The sequence below is a fragment of the Pseudoflavitalea rhizosphaerae genome (assembly GCF_003991355.1).
Lineage (GTDB): Bacteria > Bacteroidota > Bacteroidia > Chitinophagales > Chitinophagaceae > Pseudobacter > Pseudobacter rhizosphaerae.
Genome location: NZ_RCSU01000014.1, coordinates 65991 through 89613, shown reverse-complemented (window position 1 = coordinate 89613; position 23623 = coordinate 65991). Strand labels below are relative to the sequence as shown.

Genomic DNA, 23623 nt, shown 5'->3' with positions numbered 1-23623 from the left:
AAATATCTTGAAGATGTTAGCTATGATGAATTCCTTTCAAATTCTGAGAAAAGGTTCGCTACAAACATTATTAAGTCTTCCAGACTGATCTACACCGCAGGCTCCTGCTGGCTCAAACAGTGAAAACTTCCCAGCCCCCAGATGATCTCTGTACTATCGATCCCCACCACTTTCCTGTCCGGGAAACTTTGCTGGATGATCTGCAGCGCCATATCATCGGCTGCACAGCGATAAGTAGGAACGATCACTGATTTATTGGCGATGTAAAAATTCGCGTATGAAGCGGGCAGGCGCTGATCGTCAAATTCCACTGCCTCAGGCATGGGCAGCTCGATGATGTTGAGTTGTTTGCCATTGAGCAATCTCATCTGCTTCAACTGACGCAGGTTGTGCTGGAGCAACTCATAGTTCTCATCCTGCTTGTTGGTCTCAACAACAGTAAGCACAGTATCTTCATTTACGAAACGGATGGTGTCATCGATATGGCCATCGGTATCATCTCCCACAATGCCTTCATCCACCCAAAGCACTTGTTCAATACCGTAATAGTTACGGAGATAATTTTCGATCTGATCCTGGTTCAGGTGAGGGTTACGGTTAGGATTGAGCAGACAGGCTGTTGATGTGAGCAAAGTACCCTTTCCGTTGAACTCCACAGAGCCGCCTTCCATTACGATACCGGGATTGTAAACAGGAAGATTGAAATGTTTAGCAATCAAAGTTGGGATCACATCATCCAGGTCATAGGGAGGATATTTTCCGCCCCAGGCATTGTATCCCCAGTCCACCACCACTTTCTTTTGTTCAGCAGCAGGATTGATGAGAAAAGCAGGACCGTGATCGCGGCACCAGGCATCATTGGTGGGATGCAGGAAGAATTCCACCTGGCTCATATCAACCTGCGCATCCTGCAGATGCTTTGTGGCAAAGGCTTTCATGGCTTCGTCCACTATATTGATCCGGACTTTTTCGCTGAGCGCGAGCTCTTTTACAAACTGGCTGTAGAAAGGATAAATGGTGTGGATCTTTCCGGGCCAGCTTGCTTCTTTATGAGGCCAGCTGAGCCAGGTTGCGGTATGGGGCGCAAATTCAGCCGGGAACACATAGCCCAGCTGTCCGGGAGTGGTTGATTCCATGAAGGTTGATTTTATACTGCGATGAACAGGTTAATCTTCGTCTATAAATCTTTTGGTGATCGGTTGGTAAGAGTCGATCCTCCTGTCGCGCAGGAACGGCCAGTGTGTACGGTAGCGATCGCTCAGCGCGAGGTCCAGCTCCTGTACATGGATCTCTTCCTTATCGTGGGAAGCCAGGTACAGCAGGTTACCGAATGGATTGGCAACAAAGGAGCCGCCCCAGAACTGCATAGCGCCGTTCTGTTCCAGTCCTACCCTGTTCACGCTCACCACGTGCACGCCGTTGGCAACAGCATGACTTCGCTGAATGGTCTGCCAGGCATTGTACTGCTCATTGTTGGTGGCTTCGTCCTGTGAAGTAGCCCAGCCGATGGCGGTGGGATAGAACAGGATCTCTGCGCCCATGAGTGCAGTAATGCGGGATGCTTCAGGATACCATTGGTCCCAGCAGATCAGCACACCGATGGTGGCGAATTTTGTCTTGAACACTTTATACCCGAGGTCGCCGGGGGTGAAGTAGAATTTTTCGTAATAAGCCGGATCATCCGGGATATGCATTTTGCGGTACTTACCGAGGTAAGCGCCATCTGCATCGATCACGGCAGTGGTATTGTGATAGATACCCTGCGTTCTCTTTTCAAACAGGGAAGCGATGATCACCACACCTTTTTCCTTCGCTACAGTTTGCAGCGTTTCGGTGGAAGGTCCGGGGATTGGCTCTGCCAGTTTGAAGTTTTCATAATCCTCCACATCGCAGAAGTACAGTGAAGTGAAAAGCTCCTGAAGGCATACGATCTGTGCGCCCTTATCAGCAGCCTCTTTTACTTTGGCCACCGCTTTCTGAAGATTCTCTTCTTTACTGGCCGTGCAGGTCATTTGCACCAGCCCAACTTTTACTTTAGACATAGACGATTTTATCTTTGAACTAGGCAGCAGATCCCATCTGCTTCAGGAAGGCTACGTGAGAAGCCACTGCATAACGCACGCGGGGATACTCGATGTAGTTGATGCCATACTCCTGGCAGGTCTTCCGGATGATCTTGCTGATAGCCGGATAGTGCACGTGAGATATCTTGGGGAAAAGATGGTGTTCGATCTGGAAATTCAGTCCACCTACCAACCAGCTCACCAATTTGTTGTTGGTAGCGAAATTGGCAGTGGTCTTGATCTGGTGAACTGCCCATTCATCTTCCAGCTTACCGGTGTTCTCATCAGGCACAGGGAAAGCAGTGTGCTCCACAGTGTGCGCCAGTTGGAACACGAGGCTCAGCACCAAGCCGGCCACCAGGGTGAAGATGAGAAAGCTGATTGCCCAGCTGGAAAATCCAACCATCATGATAGGCAATACCACGAACATGAAAAGGTGCAGCGCTTTGAAACCCCAGAACACGAGGTGATCGGAGAGTTTCATTCTCTTCAACGGCATATTTCCGATCTTGCTCTTGAAGTATTTCTGATAATCCAGCACGAAGATCCAGAAGATGTACAGCAAAGAGTACAGGAACCAGAAATAGATATGCTGGTATTTGTGGAGTTTGTATTTTTTCTGGGTGGTGCTCATGCGCATCCAGGGTTGGATATCGATATCATCATCCACGCCGTCCACATTGGTATACGCATGATGGATAACGTTATGCTTCACATTCCACATGAAGCTGTTGCCACCGAGAATATTGAGGGAGAAAGAGGCGAAGGTATTCAGCCATTTGTACTTGCTGAAGCTGCCGTGCGCACCGTCGTGCATCACGTTGAAGCCAATAGCGGCCACCAGTCCACCCAGGATAATGCTTTCAAGGATCTGAAAGAAAAGATTGGGGGTGAAGAAAACGAGGTGAATGTACACGGCCAGGAAGCTAACGCCAAGGATCACTGCTTTAGTGAACAGGCTGGAGTTCCCGGTCTGAGATTTACCCACTTCGAGGAAGTACTCACTGATCCTGCGCTTCAATTCAGAATGAAAAGAGTGAGGAACATTCGCAAATTTAGGTGTCGCCATTTTTAAATTATACAGGGACTAAGAACATTAATTAAAGGCGCAAAGTTACGGTTCAAAACCCATAAAACCTTGCTAATTATCAGGTTTCTACTGTCACCAGCGCGTCAAGATTACGGATACCGATCTTTTTCTCGCTGGTAAACCCTTCTGCATATTTCACGCCAATTCTTTTACCCAGCATCCGGGCCCTGGCGATCACACTGTCCAGGAAATCGGGGGTGGAAATATAGGTCTGGGGGCCTTCCTCTCCGCTGGCATTGGTATGGAACTGAGTGGAATACGCTGCTATCGCATTCATTCTCTGCTCAAATACATCGCTTATATCGATCAGGAGCATCGGCTCGTGGTACCAGTCCTGCATATAGTGCAGCACATATTTGGGGCGCCATTTGGGCTGAATATTACCTTTTTCGTCCCTGGTCTCGATCTTCACCAGTCCGCTCAGAAAACAGGCATCTGATATGAGGTGACCTGCCCTTCCGTGGTCCGGATGGCGGTCGTCCAGTGCATTGGCCAGTATGATATCGGGTTGGTATTTGCGAATGGCGGAGATGAGCCGGAGTTTGTGCTCTTCATCGTTCCGGAAGAAGCCATCGCGCATTTTGAGGTTTTCCCTCACATGAACGCCCATGATGGCAGCGGCTTTTGCAGCTTCTGCATATCGCGTTTCAACGCTTCCTCTCGTTCCCAGTTCCCCTTGTGTGAGGTCCAGGATCCCTGCTTTTTTACCAAGTTTGATTTCGTTGATGAGTGTACCGGAGCATCCGAGTTCCACATCATCGGGGTGAACGCCGATGGCGAGTATATCTAATTTCATAATCGTTGATGATCCAACAACAAAGGTAATCAGGGATTTGTTCACAATTTCATGCCCCAGCGGACCAGTCCGGTCACTTCTTCCAGGCTGTGCGTGGCAGGTTCCCGTTCTCCCCTTTTCTTGCCCAGCCGCACCAGCACAAGGTCTTTGGAAGGAATAACGATAATGTACTGCCCCAGGATACCCCGGGCATAAAATATTTTTTCAGGACCGGGATAGATCCACCATTGATAGCCGTAATAGTTGCAGGGTTTACCCGAATCATCCGGAATCATACAAGGCTCGATTGATTTTGAATAATAATCAGTGCTGATGATCTCCTGCCCTTTCCAGCGACCACTGTCCAGCATCAATTGTCCGATCCTGGCAAAATCGCGGGCGTTGGAATTGAAGCAGCAATAAGCTTTGATATGTCCTCCTGTATGATCGGTACTCCAGAGGGCAGGATGTTCTGCTCCGGTTGGATGCCAGAGTTTTTCAGCGGCGTAGGCGCTGAGTGATTTTTTGGTGGCTTTCTCGATCAACATTCCAAGCAGTTGGGTATCGCCGGATTTGTAACGATGAAGTGTTCCCGGCTGATTGGCCATATTCACGCCCGTGGCAGTTTTGTACGCATCGGAACCGTAATACAATTCTGTAGTGATGGACAAAGGATCTGCATATGCTTCGTTGAAATCCGTTCCGCTGCTCATGGTGAGCAGATCGATGATCCTGACTTTTGCTTTTTCTCCCTGGCTGAATTCAGGAATGTATTTTCCAACCGGTTCCTGCAAAGAAGTAATGGAACTGTCTTTCAACGCAGCGCCCAACAGCAGGCTGGTGATACTTTTGGCAACAGAGAAAGAACCTGACCAGGAAGAGTCGGAATAATCATCCCAGTATTCTTCATACAACAATGAATCATTTTTGATGACCACCACTGCAACAGACTGGATCTTTTCCAGTAACTGATGCAGATCTGCCGGCATCAAAACTTTATTGTACGATGCAGATAATGGCCAGGGCTGATGTTCGCCGGTAGTGATGGTATTATTGGCAAAAACTTCATAATCGTCTATGTCCGCAAAATTGTGGTAGACTGCTTTGAACAGGTAAGTCTTACCGCTCACCAGCGCATAGCCTGAAAAAACAATCAGTACCAACAGGATGAGATAGAGGAAATAACGAAGGATTCTTTTCATATTGCCAGAACTTGATTGAACAAGTTAACAAATAACGGTGAAATGTTTAGGCGTAACCAACTGACCGGTGACGTGGTGTTCGCCGGGGGCGAGTGAGTGGTGCCGGAAATTCCCTGCATTCTCAAACCCCGCATACAACTCCAGGGACTTCTTTCGATACCCATTCTGTGGATCGTGATAAAGTTGATTTTTTTTTACCAATCGAAACAAAACGTGCCCATCCTTCGTTTTTTGGGTTTTTTGGCTTTTTGGACTAGCTTCGCAGGTCGTAAGAAAAGCCGGCTGGACCATGAGGAACAGGTGCTTATCGAACGGAACTGAAATCATCATTATAAAATCTCGAACCGAATATGGCATACGACGTAATAGTTATCGGTAGCGGCCCTGGTGGATATGTGGCGGCTATCCGTGCATCTCAGCTTGGATTAAAGACCGCTATCATTGAAAGGGAAAGCCTGGGTGGTATCTGCCTCAACTGGGGTTGTATCCCAACCAAGGCCCTCCTGAAGAGCGCATCGGTAATGGAATATATCAATCATGCAAAGGATTTTGGTATTGAAGCTTCCGGTAAGCACGATTTCGCTGCTGTTATCAAGCGTAGCCGCGGTGTAGCAGAAAAGATGAGCAAAGGCGTTCAGTTCCTCATGAAAAAGAACAAGATCGATGTGATCATGGGCAATGGCGTACTGAAAGCCAAAGGCCAGGTGGAAGTAACTGCCGCCGATGGTAAGAAACAGATCGTTGAAGGAAAACATGTGATCATAGCAACCGGCGGCCGTAGCCGCGAACTTCCCGCCCTGAAACAGGATGGCAAAAAGATCATCGGCTACCGTGAAGCCATGTCCCTCCCCACACAACCCAAAAGCATCATCGTGGTAGGGTCAGGCGCCATCGGTGTTGAGTTCGGTTATTTCTACAATGCGCTCGGAACAAAAGTTACCATCGTGGAATTCCTCCCACGCATCGTTCCCGTAGAAGACGAAGACGTATCGAAAGAACTGGAAAAGAATTTCAAGAAACAAGGCATCGAAGTGATGACCAATGCAGAAGTGACTTCAGTAGATACTTCCGGCAATGGCGTGAAAGCGAAAGTGAAAACAGCCAATGGCGAAGTAGTACTCGAAGCTGACGTTCTGCTCAGCGCAGTAGGTGTTGCCGCCAATATCGAAGGTATTGGCCTGGAAACACTCGGTATCAAAACCGATAAAGGCCGTGTAGCTGTTGACAAATATTATCAAACCAATGTTCCCGGCGTTTATGCGATCGGCGATTGCGCCCCCGGCCAGGCCCTCGCACACGTTGCCAGCAAAGAAGGCATCATCTGCGTGGAGAACATTGCCTACAATGAGAAAAAATACAATCACCAGCCTGAAGCGCTCGACTACGGCAATGTACCAGGATGTACTTATTGCACACCTGAGATCGCTTCAGTTGGATTTACTGAGAAACAGGCGAAGGAAGCCGGTTACGAGATCAAAGTGGGCAAATTCCCGCTCAGCGCATCCGGTAAAGCATCTGCTGCCGGCCATACCGAAGGCTTCGTAAAAGTGATCTTCGACGCCAAATACGGCGAGTGGCTTGGTACTCATATGATCGGTTACAACGTAACAGAAATGATCATCGAAACAGTAGTAGGCCGCAAACTGGAAACCACTTACCATGAAGTGTTGAACAGCATCCACCCACACCCCACTATCAGCGAAAGCGTGAAAGACGCAATCGAAGTGGCTTATGGCGAAGCTATCCATCTCTAATCGCTTCATGCAGCATATTGAAGCCGTTCCCGATGGGAGCGGCTTTTTTTTACATGCAGTGGAAGGCCCATTTTTATTGATATAAATCACCCTCTTTTGTAGACTAATTTCAAACTATTTATAATTCCATTTCGTACATTTGAATTGGATACCGAACCATCTACCTCCTCTATTTACACATAACGCCGACTCAAGGCGAATCATACCAGATCACACCTATCCGCTCCAAATCATCCTTTGTAAAGCTTCTCAGGCAATTCACAAATATCCTTACTGTCAAACTTGTATTCCGGATGCTGTAAATACCGGAACAGGCAAGCTTTTGAATTAACGGGAATTTCCCTACGCATATACATTGGTGTTATAACCGATGCGGGAATGTTTTTCTCCATTCTGTCACCACAAAGCAACAATTATGAAAGCAACTCTACCCCTGTATTTTGCTGTATGCAGCATTATACTCTTCACCAGTCAGAAAGCGATAGCACAAGCCTGTGATGTATCCAATCTCACCATCAAACTCAACAGTTTCAGCAGTAGCGGCGGCAATTGCCAGGTAAACATAGACGTTAGCTGGGACCAGGTAAATAATAACGGAAACAAATACACGAATGTTCACGTGTGGGCTTCTTCCAACTATCCCGCGCCTGCACTCACCTATGGTTCACCTCCAACACTGGCGCAATTGTCCGGCGCACTGGGAACCATTGTTGTAACCAATCCAACACTGGCTTCCCCCACACTTGGCACTAACTATCCATCAGCGCCATCTGCAACCATGCTGCCAGCCACAACTGTAGTAAAAACATATGTCAGCGGTACGGGCATCAATACAATCAACAGGTTCACCATTAAAGGGATCATGGTTACCATCCCCGGAGCCTGTACCAATGCCACCCAGCTCATTGCTGATATATGGAGCAGTAATTCCAACAGCGACAATGCTGTCCAATGCTCCAAACCCACCAATTCATTTTACGTGAATGACCCGCTGGTAAGCGGAAATATAATATGCAACCCGCGAACATATACTGTTACCATCACATCGCAGTCCGCAGCAAAAACGGCCACATATGAAGTATTTGCAGATGAACCTGCCGGCGGTGTACTGGAAGCCAGCGATCCGTTGATCTTCACGTCAGGCACCATTAATATTCCAGCAGCAGGCAATGGTTCTTTCGTTTCAACACCCATGAATTTTCCACCTTACCAAAACAAGAACCTATGGGTAAAAGTGCAGGTGACAGGTGAAACATTTTCCACATCCGCGCTGATCGTGAATACCTGTCCGGTCCTCCCGGTAACCCTGGCTGCATTTGACGGAGAAAGAGTTTCCGGTAACAAAGTGATGCTAAAATGGAAGACTGCTACTGAACTTAATAATAAAGGCTTCCATATTCAGCGGAAAACAGGTAACAGTAATTTCGAGACCATTGGATTTGTTGCTTCATCCGCCAAAGACGGCAACAGCAATAATTTATTACAATACCAGTTTGCAGACAACAATGCTTCTTCTGCCTCCGTACAGTACAGGTTGATGCAGGAAGATATCGATGGCAGACAAAACTTCAGCAAGCTGATCATCATCAAAGGAAGTAATAACGATGGGCTGTCTGTGGTGATCTATCCCAATCCTTCAACCGATGGCAATCTCCGCATCACATTCAGTGATGCAAGTCCCAAAGACCTGCTATTGACAGACAATAGCGGCAAAGCAATCAGGTCGGTGAGAAGTTTGACCGGCAGCCAGTACAGTCTGCAAAATCTTAGAACAGGTCTTTATTTCCTCACCATCAAACACCCATCGTCAGGTGAAACCATCACCCGGAAAATTGTAGTGAAATAGTGGTATATCATGAAAGGTGATGGTCAAAAAAAAATGCCGCTTCTGAAGTGAAGCGGCATTTCTACATGAATGATATCAGATCAACTGTTCTTGCTAAACACTTTTTTAAGAATATCAGTAGTGCGTGCAACAGGGTCTTTACGAATTGCTTTTTCTTCCTGGCCAACCTGGTAGAAGATGCCGCTCAGCGCTCTTTCTGTTACAAACGCAGAAAGATCGGTATTCACTTTGTTTGTAGCGAATCTATTGTACGCGGTGAACAGGTCGCCCCAATATTTGGTGGCATTTACTTTTGCCAGTGATTTTTCGATCACAGGTTTGAAAGCGTTGGTAAGCGCAACGGTTGTTTTGCTTTTGAGATAAGAAGTGGCTGCAGTATCGTTGCCTTTCAGGATACCGAGCGCATCGTTGATGGTCATACTTTTTACTGCATTCACAAAAATGGGGGCTGCGGATTTGGCTGCATCTTCCGCTGCGCGGTTCACGCTGAGGATTGCCTTATCAACCAGGCTGCCCATGCCGAGATCGCGAAGGGTTTTTTCCACTTTTTGCGCTTCCTGCGGAAGCAGGATCTTAACAGCTGCATCTTTGAAGAACCCGTCCATTGCGGAAAGCTTACTGGAAGAACGTTCAGCACCTACGGCCAGCGCTTCCTTCAATCCTGCAATGATGTCGTTGGTAGAGAGCCCACCGGTGGTACTGCCCGTACTGGTGCCGGTTCCTGTACCGGTCTGGCCCAGGTCTTTCAGGATCTGCTGGGTTGACTCACATCCTGAAAACAACAGCAAACAGAGAGGTAACACGTAAACATACTTTTTCATCTGGTAGTGATTTGAGTTATCGATTGGACGCCAAAGTTCTACTTTTCCGGCTGCATAATATCAAATAACTTTATTTCATGCAAATATCCGTTTGGGAAAAGGAAAGCTTTTTTGCCCGTACCGATGTCACCATCATCGGAAGCGGCCTCGTGGGCCTTTGGTGTGCATGGCATCTCAAGAAACAAAGACCTGAAAGCCGGATCACCGTGCTGGACCGGGGCATCATCCCAACGGGAGCCAGTACCCGCAATGCCGGCTTCGCCTGCTTCGGAAGCGTAACAGAACTGATGGCCGATAAAGAGAAAGCCGGTGAAGACGCCATGCTTCAACTGGTGGATATGCGTTTTCGCGGTCTGCAACGGACCAGGAAAATACTCGGTGAAAAAGCCATCGGCTTCCAGTGGAGTAAAGGATATGAACTGATCTCCACTAATAAAGACCCGGGCAAAGCCCTGCTGCAGGACCAGATCGATTGGCTCAATGAAAAGATCTCACCGATCGTCCGCTCCTCTCCCACTTACAAATTCGCCAACCGTAAGATCAAACAATTCGGATTCGGCGCCACCGCCCACCTCATCGAAAATAAATTCGAAGGCACACTCCATACCGGAAAACTTTGTCAGCAACTGCTGCAGCGCGTTCAGGCCCTGGGCGTGACTGTAATTAATTCCATCTCTGCAGACCATTTTGAAAAAGGTCCTGAAGGCATCAGGATCCATGCATCCTGGCCCACCGGCAATACGAAACAAGTCTATACCTTTCATTCCAAACAGCTCCTCATCTGTACCAATGCCTTCGCCAGGCAATTACTACCACAGCTGGATGTACAGCCCGCACGCGGGCAGATCCTCGTTACCGCCCCCCTCGAAAATCTCCGCTTCAAAGGCAGCTTCCATTACGATGAAGGCTTCTATTATTTCCGCGATCTCGGCGATCGTATCCTCCTCGGAGGCGCACGCAACAAAGCGTTCGAAGAAGAAACCACCAGTGAAATGCAGATCACAGACACCATCCAGAAAGAACTCGAACATTTCCTCACCAATTACCTGCTGCCGGGACAACCTGTTACCATCGAAGATCGCTGGAGCGGTATCATGGGAATGGGAAGCGAGAAAATGCCAATCATCAGAGAAGTAGAGCCGGGGGTGTGGTGCGCAGTGCGCATGAGCGGCATGGGTGTTGCACTCTCGGCTTTGGTGGGAGAAGAGATTGCTGTTAAATTATTGGGTTGATTTTCTTGGGGCAAAAGTTGGGGTAGGTGAACCGGGCTGTAAAACAAACCAGCGCGGGAGGATATTTTGTGGGCTATAGGTTATAGGGAGTGGGCTGTGGTAAGGCTATGGAGCTTTATCACTTTTGTTTTGAAGGCCCCGTTCACCTACCCCAACTTTTGCTCAGCCCTATGAATGTGCAACAATATTTTGAAATTGATAATAGAGTTCTTCTCCCTGAAGGCAAGATCAGTACAGCTTACTGAATGCCTTCATGCGAGCTGCGCACTGTGTGAAAAAGAAAGGGGGAAAGAGAACAATGATAATTCTGAAAATGGAAAAGGATAAAACGTGAAAAAAAGAAAAGTGGAAAAGGTAATCTGAAGAATAGAGTGAAAAGAAAGATGCCAGCAATTAAGCATGATGAAACCAGGTCTGCTGCACCTCCAGGGCCATAGCCGTGAAAGTGATATGAAAACCGGGCCTTGCAAACAAAAGCGTTAAAGCCCCATAGCCTTACCACAGCCCAATCCCTCCAATTCACTGTTCATAAGATTTTCTCCCGCGGCGGTTTGTTTCACAGCCCGGTTTCATATCCTTTCACGGCGGGAATATCCTTTCACGACAAGAACATTCTTTCACGGCGGTCACAGAACACCGGCAGATACAAACAGTTTCATCACTTTCGATTTTCCAACCGAAAGGAAATACATTCCGTTTTTCAGCCCGTTCAGCATGATCCTTCCTCCCCTGTTCACTGATGTTTGCATCACCAGCTGACCGGCATAATTGCGGATCACAACAGGTTGCCCGTCCAGTTGCTGTTCGGTGTCGAGTTGAACAGATCCGGAGGCAGGGTTCGGGAACAACCGCAAACTAACAGGAACGGGGAGTTGTTCTTCAGGTAAAGCAGGATACATGGGTGCAGATAACCCTATTGATTGTAAAAGGGAATGCCTGTTGCCGCCTTCATCAAACAAGCTGCGCATCACCGCTGATTGACCTGCAGTGAACATACTGATGCAGGCATCATCGGTGAAATCCATGAAGTTCATATACATATTGCCGTTAGGTCCATTGTTACAGGTGGATACAATCCCTGATGGACATCCATTGGTACTGCCGCTTTGCGGAGGAGTGTCTTCAATATAGTCGTCACCACAATCTGTATCACCCCAGATATGACGGAGGCCCAGCCAGTGGCCGATCTCATGAGTGGCTGTTCGTCCTTTGTTATAGGGCGCTTGTGCAGTGCCGGTAGTACCGAATGCATTGAAGGCGATTACCACGCCATCCAGGTCCTTGCGGATGCCGGGTGGACTGCTATATCCAACCAGGCCGCGGGTTAAGGGCGCCACCCAGATATTCAAATAACTGGCGGCATCCCAGGGATCACTGCCGCCGCTGGCAGTGGACATGATCCCAGGATCGATACTGAAGGCTCGAACACTTGTTGCACGACGTACAATACCCTTTGTAGCCCGTCCCGCAGGATCGGAACTGGCAAGCCGGAATTCGATCCGGCAATCGGCCGACAGGGAGCGGAAAGCTAAAGGAATAAATGAAGTGTCGGCATTGAGCCTGCGGAAGTCTTTATTAAGCACTTCGATCTGTGAACGGATCTGCGCTTCGGAAATATTCTGCTGATCATTATTGAAAAGCACATGCACCACTACAGGAATTTTGATCACAGGAACTTCGCCGGGTGTATCGGAATCGGCCTTCATTACAGACTGGTGTGGAACGATGGGATTGGAAAGTGAAGGATTGACACGGCTTGCTTCAAGCAACAGGTCATGAGCGCCACAGGCGCGTTGAGCGCGGACTTGAGGCAACAACAATAGCAAGCAACAGGAAGCAAATAAAAAATGTTTCATTGCATCAGCTTTCTTGTGAGGCGGCTGATCCTGGCAACAGGCAGGAGATAAACAAATATGAACTTTGGTACGAACCTGCCGGCAGGACAAACTACCAGGTAAGGATTACAGATGCTGCTCAGCAAATTACCGGCCCGCATCTGCCCGGCTCATACACAGGAGTGAATTTTAGGGGAGATATGCTGATGTAAAACAAATAAAAGTTTCCGGATTATGCAAGTACCACAATGTGGGTACGGCTTCCCGCTCTGCTACAGGTCCGATTTTTCACTTTTTACTTGATACCAAAACACTATTTTTGACAATACAGATCTGAATCATATGATGAAAAAACTTGTTTATAGCTCATTGTTGATCATCGCTATTGTCAGTGGATGCAATAATAACGATACCCAGTCAGGAACAGAAGTCATCAACGTGGAGGCTGGAACACCCCGTTTACAGTACACAGTTGTGAACGCTTACCCGCATGATACCAATAGCTTCACACAGGGACTGACCATTTACAATGGACAACTGTATGAATCCACCGGAAGCCCGGATCCCGCTATTCCCAATAATGGTTCCTGGATCGGCACGGTTGATATCGCTACCGGCAAAGCCGATCACAAAGCAACGCTGGCCAAAGAACATTTCGGCGAAGGCATGACCATCCTGAACGATAAAGCTTATTATATCACCTGGCAATCCAAAACAGGATTCGTTTACCAGTTGCCCGATTTCAAGAAGATCAGGGAGTTCAGCTATAACAGTGATGGATGGGGTCTTACAAACAACGGCACCAGCCTGATCATGAGCGATGGCACCAACAGGATCTATTTTTATAGTCCTGATTCCATGAAGCTGCAGAACATTGTCAGCGTGAACGATCACAACGGACCAGTGCCCAATATCAATGAGCTCGAATTCATCAACGGCTTCATATATGCGAACCAGTGGGAAACACCGTATATACTCAAGATCGATCCGGCAAGCGGTAAAGTGGTAGGGCAGCTGGATTTCACCAACCTCGTGAACGAAGCACGCGCAGCTTATCCAAATGCAGATGTATTGAATGGTATCGCTTTCGACAGTACCAATGGAAAGATCTTCATCACCGGCAAAAAATGGCCAAAGCTGTACGAGATCAGACTTCAATAACTGTCAATGAAAAACCTTATTCCTCTTATGATTCCGGTACTGTATATCATTGCGGGTTGTTTCAATCCGGAATCTGCCGGTCATCCGGGCAATAGGGACAGCATCCATCCTGCAGAACCTGTAAAGATCACTTACACCATAACAGCCACTCTTCCGCACGATACCAGTTACTTCACGGAAGGATTGGAATACTATAACGGCAAACTGTGGGAATCCTCGGGCGGTAATATGCTGGAAAGTCCCTACCCGTCTGTGACAGGTGTAGTGAATACGAAAACAGGGAAAAACGATCCCCATGCAGTGCTGGACCGTAGAAAGTATTTCGCAGAAGGCATTACCTTCTTCAATGATAAGATGTACTGGCTTACGCTTGACAATGGCATCGGCTTCGTGTACGATGCCACCACTTTCAAACAGCTCAAAAGTTTCAAACTTCCATCTCTGGAAAGAAAAGGCTGCTACCGGCATCGTAAAAGCGAAGATCGACCTGGAAGCCTTGCAAAAGGAAGCTGATCAAAAAACGACGGAGAGACGCGAACTTAATGGCATAGCCTACAACCCGGCTACTGATCGTTTGATGATCACCGGTAAGAAATGGCCCATGATGTATGAGATCACATTGAACAGCTGGTTCAAAGAACCATGATCATCAGGGCCTGATCACATAGATCAGGGAACTGCAACGGGAATGATTGCCTTTTCCGGCTTTGAGGTTGGAGCGAAGCCCATTGATGAATCCTTTCACCAGGCTGGCTTTTCCATTTTTATTTTTTTCGCTGAGCATGCTTACATAAAAGCTGTCGAACCACATTGGCTGCAGACTGTCCAGTCGCAGATCATGGCTCTTCAGAAGTGTTCGCATGGAAGCGGGAGAGAAATGATAAAGATGCCTCGGCACATCGTAAGCGGCCCAGAAACGGCCATAGAGTTGCGCATCAAAGCTGGTATAGTTCGGAACTGCCACCAGCAGCACGCCGCCGGGTTTGAGTAATTTTTTCAGTTGTTCCATGTAATCATGCAGGCGATGTACATGTTCCAGTACATGCCACATGGTTATCACATCAAAATGTTCCCGGGGGAGATCGAAGAGTTCGCTGGTATCCAGGAGAGCGATACCATTTTGTTCCTTAGCCACCTGCCTTGCCTCCGGATCGGGTTCCAGCCCCATCACCTGCCAGCCGCTTTTTTTCATGAAAGCCGCGAAAGTTCCGATACCTGCGCCAATCTCCAGCAATTGTCCGGTAGTTCTGTTGGTAGTGGTCTGCAGCAATTTTCGTTTACTGCGCAGCGTGATATGCCTGACCATCTTATACAACCTGTTTACCAGGCCCTTACTGGTATTGGTATGTGATATATAGCTGTCAGCCTTGTAGTAAGGCCCGATATGGGCTTCGTCAGGCACCTGCTGTGTAAAGCGCAACGTACAGGAAGCACATTCCCAGATACTGAAACTGTTTCCTGAAACAGTGTAATCTTTTGCGGTCAGGGCTTCGCGGATGGCGGTTGCACCGCAAACCGGGCAGTTGGTATAATTGATAACGAAATCCATTATTCTAAAAACAGGGTGCAAAGAAAGGGATTTTCTTTCAAAACTTAGCGTGGCATTGGCTACTCAGCGGGTGGCAGTCGCTCGCGTCCCCGCGAGTGACTTTTATTTAGTCGCCTCCGGCGACGCGGTGTTCGCCGGAGGCGAACAAATATTCCTCACTCGCCGGAGGCGAGCGAGTGGCGGCACGCTGCTTATTTTTTGATTTCTATTTTTTGCTGATTTCCCAGTGAGGAGAAGTTGAATCCTTTCTTGTAAAAATGGAAAAAAGCTGCGCTCAATGCAATGGCGCCAATGATGAGGGCGTAGATCCACCAGCTATCCTTTTCACGGTGGACAGTTTCTTCAGCATAATTCTCTCCTTCCTGGTGAATGATCTCTTTCGTCACTTCACGGTCCCCCACCAGCATGGTTGCATGCGTATGCGTACGCACGATCCTCGCAGCAGGTGCAGGTTCTTCGAAAGTAGGAATGGCGCCGGCAGACTGGAATGAGATCTCTCCGGAATTGTCTTTCCTGAAAGAACCAACGCCAGGCCACAGTTCCTCATTGTCGTTGCGAAGTCGGCTGCGAAGATCATAAGCCCATTCGTTATACCATTTAATGGCCTCATAATCGGCGATGTCTTTCTGTTGCGCCAGGTAGGTAAAGAAATCCTTATCGGGCGCATCGAAATATTTGTCGAAACGGAAATGATAACCTGGAGGGAGGATCCTTTTGTTCACAAAATCGGTCTGTGCCGGGATACGTTCAATGTAAATCGTTCCCAGACCAGGGATGGACAGGCTTTTGTTCTGCAATAAATAACTGGTCAGCACTTCCGTCATGTGACGTTGTTTAATGTTGCGAAACAACAGTATTTTGTTGTGAAATCAAAATCATTTCTGGTTGAAAGAGTAAGTAATCCCTCCCAACAGGTTAAACCCAAAGGCCTCGTACTGACTCCAGCGCTGGTACTTATTGTTGAGGATATTGTTGAACTGTACCCAGAGATTAAGATTCCTGGTAATTCGAAACTCGGCTCCTGCATTGAGATCGAACCCTGCCTTGTTCTTATAGTCATCCCCTCCCTTGAGGTACCTGGCGCCATCCCAGAGCCAGAACTCGGTACGGAGTATAAGGTCTTTCATCGCCTGCCAGTGCAGACCGGCATTGAGCTCAACAGGGATCATGCCCCAGGCTTTCTTTTCCACTTTCATATTATAGTAATTGGAAAAAGTGAAACCGGCCTTCGCACCAAACTGCTCGCCTACATTATAAGCTGCCTCTGTATGCAAACGGATGGCATTGAACTTGGGCTCATAGCGAACGAGAAATGTTTTACCATCGACATCATCATTCACAAACAGGGGCTGATTGCGCAGCGTCAGCAAACTGAATTTCGCCGAATAGCTGAAATGGTTGCCCACAGAGCCTTTCAGACCAGCAAACCTTTCCTCTATACGGGTATTGTACATGCTGTCTGGTTGCGCCAGCCAGGGATTGATACTGGCAAAACGCTGGTAGCTTCCCTTCTCATAATATCCAAGCCATCCCAGTTGCAGGGTGAACTGCTTGTCGTTGGTAGTGATATCGGCCATGATATTGGGCAGCATATGGAAATTCTTCTGGTCCCAGCTTGGAATGATACCGCCCTGGATGAAGAGATTATCAGATTTATACTGCAGCGCGGCATTCACCATATAAAGGTTATTGCTTTGCTTGAGTGCTGGCATGGAAAGCGCTGTATTCTCTTCCCTTTCATAACGGGTAAGGTCAGCAGTGGCGCCAAGCTGGAAAGCGAAATCTTCCCCGAAAGTTTTTTCCAGCGGCAGGTTCAATACAGTATTGGTCTCCTTTCCTTTTACGGAATGATTATCTCCGAAGGAACTGATCTTTAGATTGGGATGATAGTTCAGTCCAAATTCAGTGGGCTCGATATTGCGGAGATCAACTCTTCCTTCGATGGTCTGGAAACGCTGACGAAGATCTTTCTTATCGAACACCAGCGTTTTGGGCTCATAGCCGTAGAGATAATAATCATCGCTCTTGAAACCCAGTCGGGCATTGATTTCCAGGTTACTGTTGGTTTTGTAGGTCATTGCTGCGCCAACGCTGGTCATGCTGTTCTTCTGAAAATCCAGGCTGCCCTTGCTGGTATAGTGATCTGCAAAAACATTGAAGAATGTGTTCTTGAAATCACCAAAGCTGAAACCAGCTTTCACATATGGCTGGTGCACGTTGCCGATCCCAACCTTGATGAAATTGCTGTACTGCCAGGCGGTGATGGAATCCATCTCCAGCGCCATGGGCTTCAATTCAGCCGGCTGGTAAGTGAAGAAAAGATTTTGCACCGGGATGGAATAATTCATCCTGGGTTTGGTAGTGTCCACGGCCGGAGGCGCTGCATTGAAATTGATCTTGGCAGCCTCGCGCAGTACTGGTTTGAAAGTACTGGTGATATCGATGGACTTGCGTTTGGTAGTGTCCTGCGCCTTTGAAAGTCCCGGAACTACTAAACATACCACGAATGATAAGAGGGCTATATTGGTTCTTTTCATTGTAATCAGTTGTTGATCTTACTGTTTTTCTTCTCCTCGATGATGGTTTCATCCAGTTTGCGTTGTGCTTCCTTGCGCAGTTCCTCGATGCGTGCATTCTCTACTACACTCTGGAAAGTGGCTTTGGCATTGAAGTAATCCTGTTGTTTGAAATAGATATCCCCTAACAGGATATACGCCTTGGTAACCCAGGTCTCATAAGAACCGGATTTGTTGATCACTTCAAATGCTGCTTTCTCAGCATCTTTCATCCTGCCTTCACTGAACATACAACTGGCGATCTCATAACGGGCTTCTGCACCATAAGCGGATTTGCTGAGCGATACCACCGTGCGGAACTGTGTAATGGCCTGATCACACTGGTTATTGTTCTGGTAAGATTTTGCAATGGCCATATTCGCCATCGTTTTATCATCTGTACCGATACCTTTCTGACTGAGAAGTTCACGTGCATTCTCCACGGCATCGCTCCATTTTTTCAACTGGTACTGGCTGCGAAGCAGGCCACGCATAGCTTCCAGTTTGTTCTCCTGTGAAGTGGCGAAATCCTTGAGACGGATGAAATACTTCTCGGCCTTTTCGTAATTCTTGAGATCGAAGAAATTCAGACGGGCTGCATTCAAAAGGGATTTTTCACCGTATTTGTGCGGAACACGGTCTGCCAGTTCTTCGTAACCGGCAACCGCCTTTACCCAGTCTTTCTGGTTGAAATAGATCTCACTCTTATAATACAATGCTTCCAGGGAATGTTTCCCTTCCGGGAACCTGGTTACATATTCTTCGAATGCTTTGGCGGCGGCAGAGAAATTACCATTATTGAACTGCACTTCTGCGGCCTGGTAAGCCAGTTCTTCTTCCTGGCTGCTGCTTACTTCCTTGCCCATGCTGCGGGCGAAGTTCACGTACTCGCTGGTCTTGCCCTGTTCCATATAGACAGTGCGTGCATTTTCAAGGGCCGCATCTGCTTCCACGGAGTTGGGGAATTGTTTGATCACAGCCGTATACTGGTTGAGCGCTTCAGTGTTATTGTCGAGATTGTACCAGGCGATACCCAGCTTCAGGTAAGCTTTGGGTTTGAGGGAGGAATTGGGATCGGATACTACATTCTTCAGGTAAGGGATGGCTTCGCGGAACTGTTGGCCGGCCAGGTAAGTAGTGGCTATCTCCATATTTGCATCACTTACCAGTGACGATGTTGGATATTTCCTGCTGATCCCACTGAGCAGGTTGATCTTCTCTTTACCACTGTTCACACCGGCGATCATGGCTTTCTGGAATGTGGCATAATCACTCTGGGGCCAGGAATAGTCGAGTACTTTGTTGTACATGTCCAGCGCTTTTTTGTAATCGCGGCTCATGTAGTAGCAATCGGCAGTACGCACATAGGCATCCTGCTGCAGCGGAGAAGAATTGATCCTGGGCGTTGATACCACCTGCTCAAAGAATCCCTGCGCCTGTTTATAATTCTCTTTTCTCAGGTAGGCATAACCGAGATTGTATTTTGCATTCAGTGGATTGGCTTCGCCTTCCACTGCACCAGACTTGAGATAATTGAAATAGTATTGGATAGCATCATCTGTTTTATTGAGACGGTAAGCGATCTCTCCTCTCCAGAACTGCACATAAGGCAGCACACTGCTGTTCTCCGGCAGGGCTTCTGCGCGGGTGAGCAGTTCACTGGCAGTTACCAGCATGCCATCGTTGATAAGCTCGGTAGCGCGGCCATACAATATTTTCGGATAGAGCCTCCTGGCATTGGGCGAAGGGGTTTTCAGTCCTTCCAGCAGCGACAGTGCATCTTTGTAATTATTGGTATTGGCCAGCACATTGATCAGCAGTTCACGGGCTTCTGGATTGTATTCAGATTGCGGATACGCTGCCAGGAATTTCTGCAGTTCTGTAAGGGCCACATCCTGATAGCCCAGCTCGTAGGAAAGCTTGGCGTAATTGAATACGGAGATCTCTTTCTGTTTTGCATTGCTGCTGTTGGTGGCGCAGATAAAGAAGGCATTGCGCGCATTGGCTTTCTGACCGGTTTTCAGGTAGGCATCACCGAGAAGGTACATGGCGTTTTGCGCCAGTGAGTCCTGGTTACCGCTGATCTGCTTGAAACCATCGATAGCTTTATTCAGGTTATTGGCCTGGTAGTAGCAGTAGCTGAGCTCATACAGGTCCTCTCTCCTCACCTTATCGGATTTGGTAACATATGTTTCCAGATATGGAAGGGCTTTCGCATATTCCTTCTTCTCGAAATAAGCATGCCCTACGATCTGGCGCATCTCCAGATCATAATAGAGATTACCTCTTTTGAGTTTGTTCTCTGCATATTCCAGGGCTTTGTCTTTTTGCCCGAGTGCATAATAAATATTGGCGATATAGTAAGGCACTACCTGTCCGTATTGCGGATGGTCTTCCACAATTGCGAAGGCGTCCAGCGCTTTGCGATATTCCTTATCGTTGAAAGCGAGGAAGCCGTAGTAATAGTTTGCATCGATGTAATTGGGATCATCCTTCATTTGCCGGATGGCATCGAATAAGGGTTTTGCCTTATCGAATTGTTTGGCATTGAAGTAGGCATAGCCCTGGTGGAATTTGAGATCGGCAATTTCACGGTTGCTGAGGTTCTCAATATTGGTGGCTTCGTACTGTTCCAGCGCTTTTGCATAATCTCCCTGGCGAAAATAATATTCTGCCAGGTGAAAGCTCATCATTTGAACACGGGAATTATTGTCTTCCAGATCAATGAAGTCCCGGGCTTTTTCCACCGCGCCGCGCTCATTCTGTTTGAGGGCGCAAACGGTAGTATAGTATTTTATTTCCTGGGCAGTGATAGCCTGATCGGTGCGGTCGTGTTCCCGCAATTGCAACTGAAGATCTTTCAGTATGGGATAGGCAAGACTGTATTGTTCGCGCTGGAAATATTCTTTTGCCTGCTTGAATGTACCCTGAGGGTCACTGATAAATCTCGTTTGCTGGGCAATAGAACCTTGAATGGAAAGAGCCAGGACGCAAAAGGCTGTGATTTTTTTCATTCCAATATCCGTTTGAAATAGAGGACAACAGTGTAAATACTATTGTAACGTGGTAAAGATTCTAAATATTTTACCTTCAACCAAACATCGTTCCAAACACCTGTGGATAAGTGGCAGGATTAACATTTCTTTTTCATTATGTATTACAAAAACAAAACCACTACTTTTGGAAACTGAAAAATTTTCAATCTTATGAGCAAACTGATGTCAACCAGTTATACTACTGGTTCTTTTAACCTCGCCACCTTATTGATGCGCCTCAGCTTCGGCGCATTGATGATCAACCACGGTCTTCAAAAATTCAAGGCTTTCGATGCCATCAAGCCAAAATTCATGAGCCTTTTCGGATTGGGTCAGGGCTTCACACTGGGCCTGGTGATCTTTGCCGAAGTGATCTGCGCCGGCCTGGTATTGATCGGATTGTTCACCCGTTTTGCTACTATCCCCGTGATCATCGTGATGAGCGTTGCCCTCTTCATGGCGCATAAAGGATTGATCTTCGGAGAAGGAGAAATGGCTGCTCTCTTCCTCACCGGCTACCTGGCCCTTTTGATTGTTGGCCCCGGTAAGATCAGTGTTGATGGCATGGCCGGCAAATAAGATATTTCTATGTACATCACCACCACTCCCATCCGTGTACGGTATGCTGAAACTGATCAGATGGACGTAGTCTATCACGGCAACTATGCCCAGTACTTTGAAGTTGCCAGGGCTGAATCCATCCGTTCATTGGGTTTTACTTATAAGGACATGGAAGCAATGGGTGTGATCATGCCCATCGTGGAAATCAAATTCAATTTCCTGCGGCCTGCTCATTACGACGATCTGCTGAGCGTAAAAACAACCCTGAAAGAATTGCCGGTGAACCATCGCATAGAATTTCACCAGGAAGTTTTCAATGAGGCAGGCAAACTACTCACCGTTGGTCATGTAGTATTGTATTTCCTGGATGCCACCACCCGTGAGAAAACGGTGATGCCGGAACAGCTTCGCCAAAAGCTTGAGCCTTTTTTCAACGGCAATGCCTGATCGAAGGTGGTACGATGGGAGAATTGAATTAATATTTACTTAATCGATGCAGGCTTGCATCAATACCGGAAATCTTTTTTCTTTGCACCATCCAATACGTGAAAGACCTGTCCAAATCCAGAAAAACCGATCCAGATCCTGAAAAACCAACAGAGAAAACCGGACCTCGGAAAACCCATTTCCAAAACGTCCTTTGAAAAACATCCCATGGATGTTTTTCTTTTTTTATCCCTACTTCAATACATCAAGCACTTTATAGATCTTCTTCACGGTTTCTCCCGATCCTCCGTTGTAATTGTTGATGATGATAGCGAAAGTATATTTCGTTCCATCCTTTGCCGTATGATAACCTGCAAAGGCGCGGCTGCCCCCAATGGACCCGCTCTTCATCTTCATGCCGTTGTATAACGGTAATGAATAGTAGAAGCTGTTGTACCAGGGGCGGCTTTTCGCAAATTGCAGAACACGCACCAGCGCATCGGTAGTAACCCGGTTCTGTGGTGAAAGACCACTGCCATCCATGATATTGATGGCGCCTTTCCCAATGCCTTTCTCCTGCCAGAATGAACGAAGGAGACTGGCGCCCTCACCGGTATTACCATTTCCATTTTTTTCGAAAGCGATCCTTTTCAGCAATGCTTCGCCGAACAGGTTCACACTTTTCTGCAGGAACCAGTAATTGATGCTGTCTAATGAAGGCGAAGCGATGGAATCCAGTACTGTTATGGGTTTCCGGAGAGGTTGACCAGAGAGGTAAGCCCCCGACGCAGTTTGTACTTTGCCGCTGAACCTGATGCCAGCCTGTACTATTTTTGATTTGAGAGCTTCTCCGAAAACGAGCCCGGGTTGCGGCATGGAACCGGAAATGGTGAAACTTTTTTCATTGGCAGGAATAGTGCCTGAAGTGAATGCCTTGTTGCTGTAAGGCGCTGCGAAAATATAACCATTATCGCCACTACCCCGCTTGCCTACACGAATATCGTTGATGAGCTGAAGGTTTGGAATAGAAGGTGAGATACTTTTTACTGTGGTGAGGCCGCCGCAGCAATCACCGGCTGCGAGCGTGAGATCGTATTGGTTCTCGTGCCAGTTGATGCCCCAGCATCCCGCGCCGTAGTAATTCCCCATATCTGTCCAGATCCAGCCGCCAGGCAGCGGGTCCTGCGTATACGAATGATCATCGATCCAGATATTTCCTTTGATGGTATGGACCTTATGCCTGCGAAGAATGGCAATGATCTCGTCCATTACTGCTTTTTCTTTGGTAGCAGCCCATCGCCAGCTGCCTGCTGTGGGATCACCACCGCCCACAACAAACAGATCGCCATTGAGTACGCCATTTTGAACTGGTTGATCCCGTGCAATCCGGGTATGGAACCGGAATTGTTGTCCTAATAATTCATAAGCAGCGGCACTGGTGAAAAGTTTTTGTGTACTGGCAGGCGCAAGACCAGTTTGTTCCTGCCTGCCGAAAACCTGTTCACCTGTTGTGGTGTTCAATACACAAAGACTTATAATGGCATGTTTGAATGCAGGATCTGCTTCCAGCTGAACAATGGCTTCTTCCAGTTTCTGTGATACGGACTGAGCATTCATCTGCATAAACGAATTCAACAGGAATGCTACATAGAGGATCTTCTTCATGCGATGTTCGATTACACCATGAAAATACAGATTTGTGACTACCTTTGAACCCA

Annotated in this window: 20 protein-coding genes; 8 read left to right on the top strand and 12 right to left on the bottom strand. The window is 47.6% G+C overall.

The genetic code is table 11. The annotated features are described in order from the left end of the window. Positions 1-89 precede the first annotated feature (89 nt). From D9Y29_RS21405 to D9Y29_RS21385, 5 genes are all read right to left on the bottom strand, one after another. The gene (locus tag D9Y29_RS21405; protein WP_127132131.1) at positions 90-1136 is read right to left on the bottom strand and encodes an agmatine deiminase family protein; all 1047 of its coding nucleotides are present in this window, start codon (positions 1134-1136) and stop codon (positions 90-92) included. A gap of 30 nt (positions 1137-1166) precedes the next feature. After that, a complete protein-coding gene (locus D9Y29_RS21400; RefSeq protein WP_127132129.1) occupies positions 1167-2042 on the bottom strand; it encodes a carbon-nitrogen hydrolase in 876 nt (291 codons plus the stop codon). A gap of 19 nt (positions 2043-2061) precedes the next feature. Continuing rightward, positions 2062-3132: a fatty acid desaturase family protein gene (locus D9Y29_RS21395; protein ID WP_127132127.1), complete on the bottom strand. Its 1071-nt coding sequence runs from the start codon at positions 3130-3132 to the stop codon at positions 2062-2064. 79 nt (positions 3133-3211) lie between these two features. Next, positions 3212-3949: a bacillithiol biosynthesis deacetylase BshB1 gene (gene bshB1 / locus D9Y29_RS21390; RefSeq protein WP_127132125.1), complete on the bottom strand. Its 738-nt coding sequence runs from the start codon at positions 3947-3949 to the stop codon at positions 3212-3214. Between the two features lie 41 nt (positions 3950-3990). Beyond that, on the bottom strand, positions 3991-5130 hold the full coding sequence (locus D9Y29_RS21385) for a serine hydrolase domain-containing protein (RefSeq protein WP_127132123.1): 1140 nt from the start codon (positions 5128-5130) through the stop codon (positions 3991-3993). Positions 5131-5480: 350 nt separating this feature from the next. On the opposite strand from D9Y29_RS21385, the gene lpdA reads away from it, so the two are divergent. Then, a complete protein-coding gene (lpdA, locus tag D9Y29_RS21380; protein ID WP_127132120.1) occupies positions 5481-6884 on the top strand; it encodes a dihydrolipoyl dehydrogenase in 1404 nt (467 codons plus the stop codon). Positions 6885-7299: 415 nt separating this feature from the next. Continuing rightward, a complete protein-coding gene (locus tag D9Y29_RS21375) occupies positions 7300-8730 on the top strand; it encodes a T9SS type A sorting domain-containing protein (protein ID WP_164735509.1) in 1431 nt (476 codons plus the stop codon). A gap of 80 nt (positions 8731-8810) precedes the next feature. Here the strand turns inward: D9Y29_RS21375 and D9Y29_RS21370 are convergent, their stop codons facing one another. Then, a complete protein-coding gene (locus tag D9Y29_RS21370) occupies positions 8811-9551 on the bottom strand; it encodes a DUF4197 domain-containing protein (protein WP_127132116.1) in 741 nt (246 codons plus the stop codon). Between the two features lie 77 nt (positions 9552-9628). On the opposite strand from D9Y29_RS21370, the gene D9Y29_RS21365 reads away from it, so the two are divergent. Then, positions 9629-10783 (top strand): NAD(P)/FAD-dependent oxidoreductase, encoded by a 1155-nt coding sequence (locus tag D9Y29_RS21365; RefSeq protein ID WP_127132114.1) that lies wholly within the window; start codon positions 9629-9631, stop codon positions 10781-10783. 626 nt (positions 10784-11409) lie between these two features. Here D9Y29_RS21365 and D9Y29_RS21360 read toward each other — a convergent pair. Continuing rightward, positions 11410-12639: a M43 family zinc metalloprotease gene (locus D9Y29_RS21360; protein ID WP_127132112.1), complete on the bottom strand. Its 1230-nt coding sequence runs from the start codon at positions 12637-12639 to the stop codon at positions 11410-11412. Between the two features lie 321 nt (positions 12640-12960). Here D9Y29_RS21360 and D9Y29_RS21355 point away from each other — a divergent pair, with 321 nt between their 5' ends. Genes D9Y29_RS21355 through D9Y29_RS26805 form a run of 3 tightly spaced genes read left to right on the top strand, consistent with a single transcriptional unit; the run spans position 12961 to position 14425 of the window. Next, positions 12961-13779: a glutaminyl-peptide cyclotransferase gene (locus D9Y29_RS21355; RefSeq protein WP_127132110.1), complete on the top strand. Its 819-nt coding sequence runs from the start codon at positions 12961-12963 to the stop codon at positions 13777-13779. A gap of 27 nt (positions 13780-13806) precedes the next feature. Next, positions 13807-14292: a glutaminyl-peptide cyclotransferase gene (locus tag D9Y29_RS21350; protein WP_164735508.1), complete on the top strand. Its 486-nt coding sequence runs from the start codon at positions 13807-13809 to the stop codon at positions 14290-14292. Further along, positions 14276-14425 (top strand): glutaminyl-peptide cyclotransferase, encoded by a 150-nt coding sequence (locus D9Y29_RS26805; RefSeq protein ID WP_241238009.1) that lies wholly within the window; start codon positions 14276-14278, stop codon positions 14423-14425. Before D9Y29_RS21350 ends, D9Y29_RS26805 begins: the two co-directional genes overlap by 17 nt. A 3-nt stretch (positions 14426-14428) precedes the next feature. Here D9Y29_RS26805 and D9Y29_RS21340 read toward each other — a convergent pair whose 3' ends face one another. From D9Y29_RS21340 to D9Y29_RS21325, 4 genes are all read right to left on the bottom strand, one after another. Further along, entirely contained in the window at positions 14429-15349 is a 921-nt protein-coding gene (locus D9Y29_RS21340) for a class I SAM-dependent methyltransferase (protein WP_241238008.1), read from the bottom strand. Between the two features lie 170 nt (positions 15350-15519). Next, positions 15520-16152, bottom strand: a complete 633-nt coding sequence (locus D9Y29_RS21335) for a hypothetical protein (protein WP_127132104.1) — start codon at positions 16150-16152, stop codon at positions 15520-15522. 51 nt (positions 16153-16203) lie between these two features. Further along, the gene (locus tag D9Y29_RS21330; protein ID WP_127132102.1) at positions 16204-17865 is read right to left on the bottom strand and encodes a TonB-dependent receptor; all 1662 of its coding nucleotides are present in this window, start codon (positions 17863-17865) and stop codon (positions 16204-16206) included. 5 nt (positions 17866-17870) lie between these two features. Next, complete coding sequence (locus D9Y29_RS21325) at positions 17871-20897, bottom strand: tetratricopeptide repeat protein (RefSeq protein WP_127132100.1); 3027 nt, start codon at positions 20895-20897, stop codon at positions 17871-17873. Positions 20898-21089: 192 nt separating this feature from the next. On the opposite strand from D9Y29_RS21325, the gene D9Y29_RS21320 reads away from it, so the two are divergent. Continuing rightward, the gene (locus D9Y29_RS21320; protein WP_127132098.1) at positions 21090-21497 is read left to right on the top strand and encodes a DoxX family protein; all 408 of its coding nucleotides are present in this window, start codon (positions 21090-21092) and stop codon (positions 21495-21497) included. 9 nt (positions 21498-21506) lie between these two features. Then, a complete protein-coding gene (locus tag D9Y29_RS21315) occupies positions 21507-21926 on the top strand; it encodes an acyl-CoA thioesterase (protein WP_127132096.1) in 420 nt (139 codons plus the stop codon). 231 nt (positions 21927-22157) lie between these two features. Here D9Y29_RS21315 and dacB read toward each other — a convergent pair whose 3' ends face one another. After that, entirely contained in the window at positions 22158-23570 is a 1413-nt protein-coding gene (gene dacB / locus D9Y29_RS21310) for a D-alanyl-D-alanine carboxypeptidase/D-alanyl-D-alanine endopeptidase (protein WP_127132094.1), read from the bottom strand. Positions 23571-23623: the final 53 nt, after the last annotated feature.

Excerpts from the sequence above, each read along its gene's own strand:
- D9Y29_RS21405 (WP_127132131.1), bottom strand. The coding sequence starts at position 1,136 with ATGGAATCAACCACTCCCGGACAGCTGGGCTATGTGTTCCCGGCTGAA.
- D9Y29_RS21315 (WP_127132096.1), top strand. The coding sequence starts at position 21,507 with ATGTACATCACCACCACTCCCATCCGTGTACGGTATGCTGAAACTGAT.
- D9Y29_RS21350 (WP_164735508.1), top strand. The coding sequence starts at position 13,807 with ATGATTCCGGTACTGTATATCATTGCGGGTTGTTTCAATCCGGAATCT.
- D9Y29_RS21325 (WP_127132100.1), bottom strand. The coding sequence starts at position 20,897 with ATGAAAAAAATCACAGCCTTTTGCGTCCTGGCTCTTTCCATTCAAGGT.
- D9Y29_RS21355 (WP_127132110.1), top strand. The coding sequence starts at position 12,961 with ATGATGAAAAAACTTGTTTATAGCTCATTGTTGATCATCGCTATTGTC.
- D9Y29_RS21385 (WP_127132123.1), bottom strand. The coding sequence starts at position 5,130 with ATGAAAAGAATCCTTCGTTATTTCCTCTATCTCATCCTGTTGGTACTG.
- D9Y29_RS21395 (WP_127132127.1), bottom strand. The coding sequence starts at position 3,132 with ATGGCGACACCTAAATTTGCGAATGTTCCTCACTCTTTTCATTCTGAA.
- D9Y29_RS21400 (WP_127132129.1), bottom strand. The coding sequence starts at position 2,042 with ATGTCTAAAGTAAAAGTTGGGCTGGTGCAAATGACCTGCACGGCCAGT.
- lpdA (WP_127132120.1), top strand. The coding sequence starts at position 5,481 with ATGGCATACGACGTAATAGTTATCGGTAGCGGCCCTGGTGGATATGTG.
- D9Y29_RS21375 (WP_164735509.1), top strand. The coding sequence starts at position 7,300 with ATGAAAGCAACTCTACCCCTGTATTTTGCTGTATGCAGCATTATACTC.
- D9Y29_RS21370 (WP_127132116.1), bottom strand. The coding sequence starts at position 9,551 with ATGAAAAAGTATGTTTACGTGTTACCTCTCTGTTTGCTGTTGTTTTCA.
- bshB1 (WP_127132125.1), bottom strand. The coding sequence starts at position 3,949 with ATGAAATTAGATATACTCGCCATCGGCGTTCACCCCGATGATGTGGAA.
- D9Y29_RS21320 (WP_127132098.1), top strand. The coding sequence starts at position 21,090 with ATGAGCAAACTGATGTCAACCAGTTATACTACTGGTTCTTTTAACCTC.
- D9Y29_RS21335 (WP_127132104.1), bottom strand. The coding sequence starts at position 16,152 with ATGACGGAAGTGCTGACCAGTTATTTATTGCAGAACAAAAGCCTGTCC.
- D9Y29_RS21365 (WP_127132114.1), top strand. The coding sequence starts at position 9,629 with ATGCAAATATCCGTTTGGGAAAAGGAAAGCTTTTTTGCCCGTACCGAT.
- dacB (WP_127132094.1), bottom strand. The coding sequence starts at position 23,570 with ATGAAGAAGATCCTCTATGTAGCATTCCTGTTGAATTCGTTTATGCAG.
- D9Y29_RS21330 (WP_127132102.1), bottom strand. The coding sequence starts at position 17,865 with ATGAAAAGAACCAATATAGCCCTCTTATCATTCGTGGTATGTTTAGTA.
- D9Y29_RS21360 (WP_127132112.1), bottom strand. The coding sequence starts at position 12,639 with ATGAAACATTTTTTATTTGCTTCCTGTTGCTTGCTATTGTTGTTGCCT.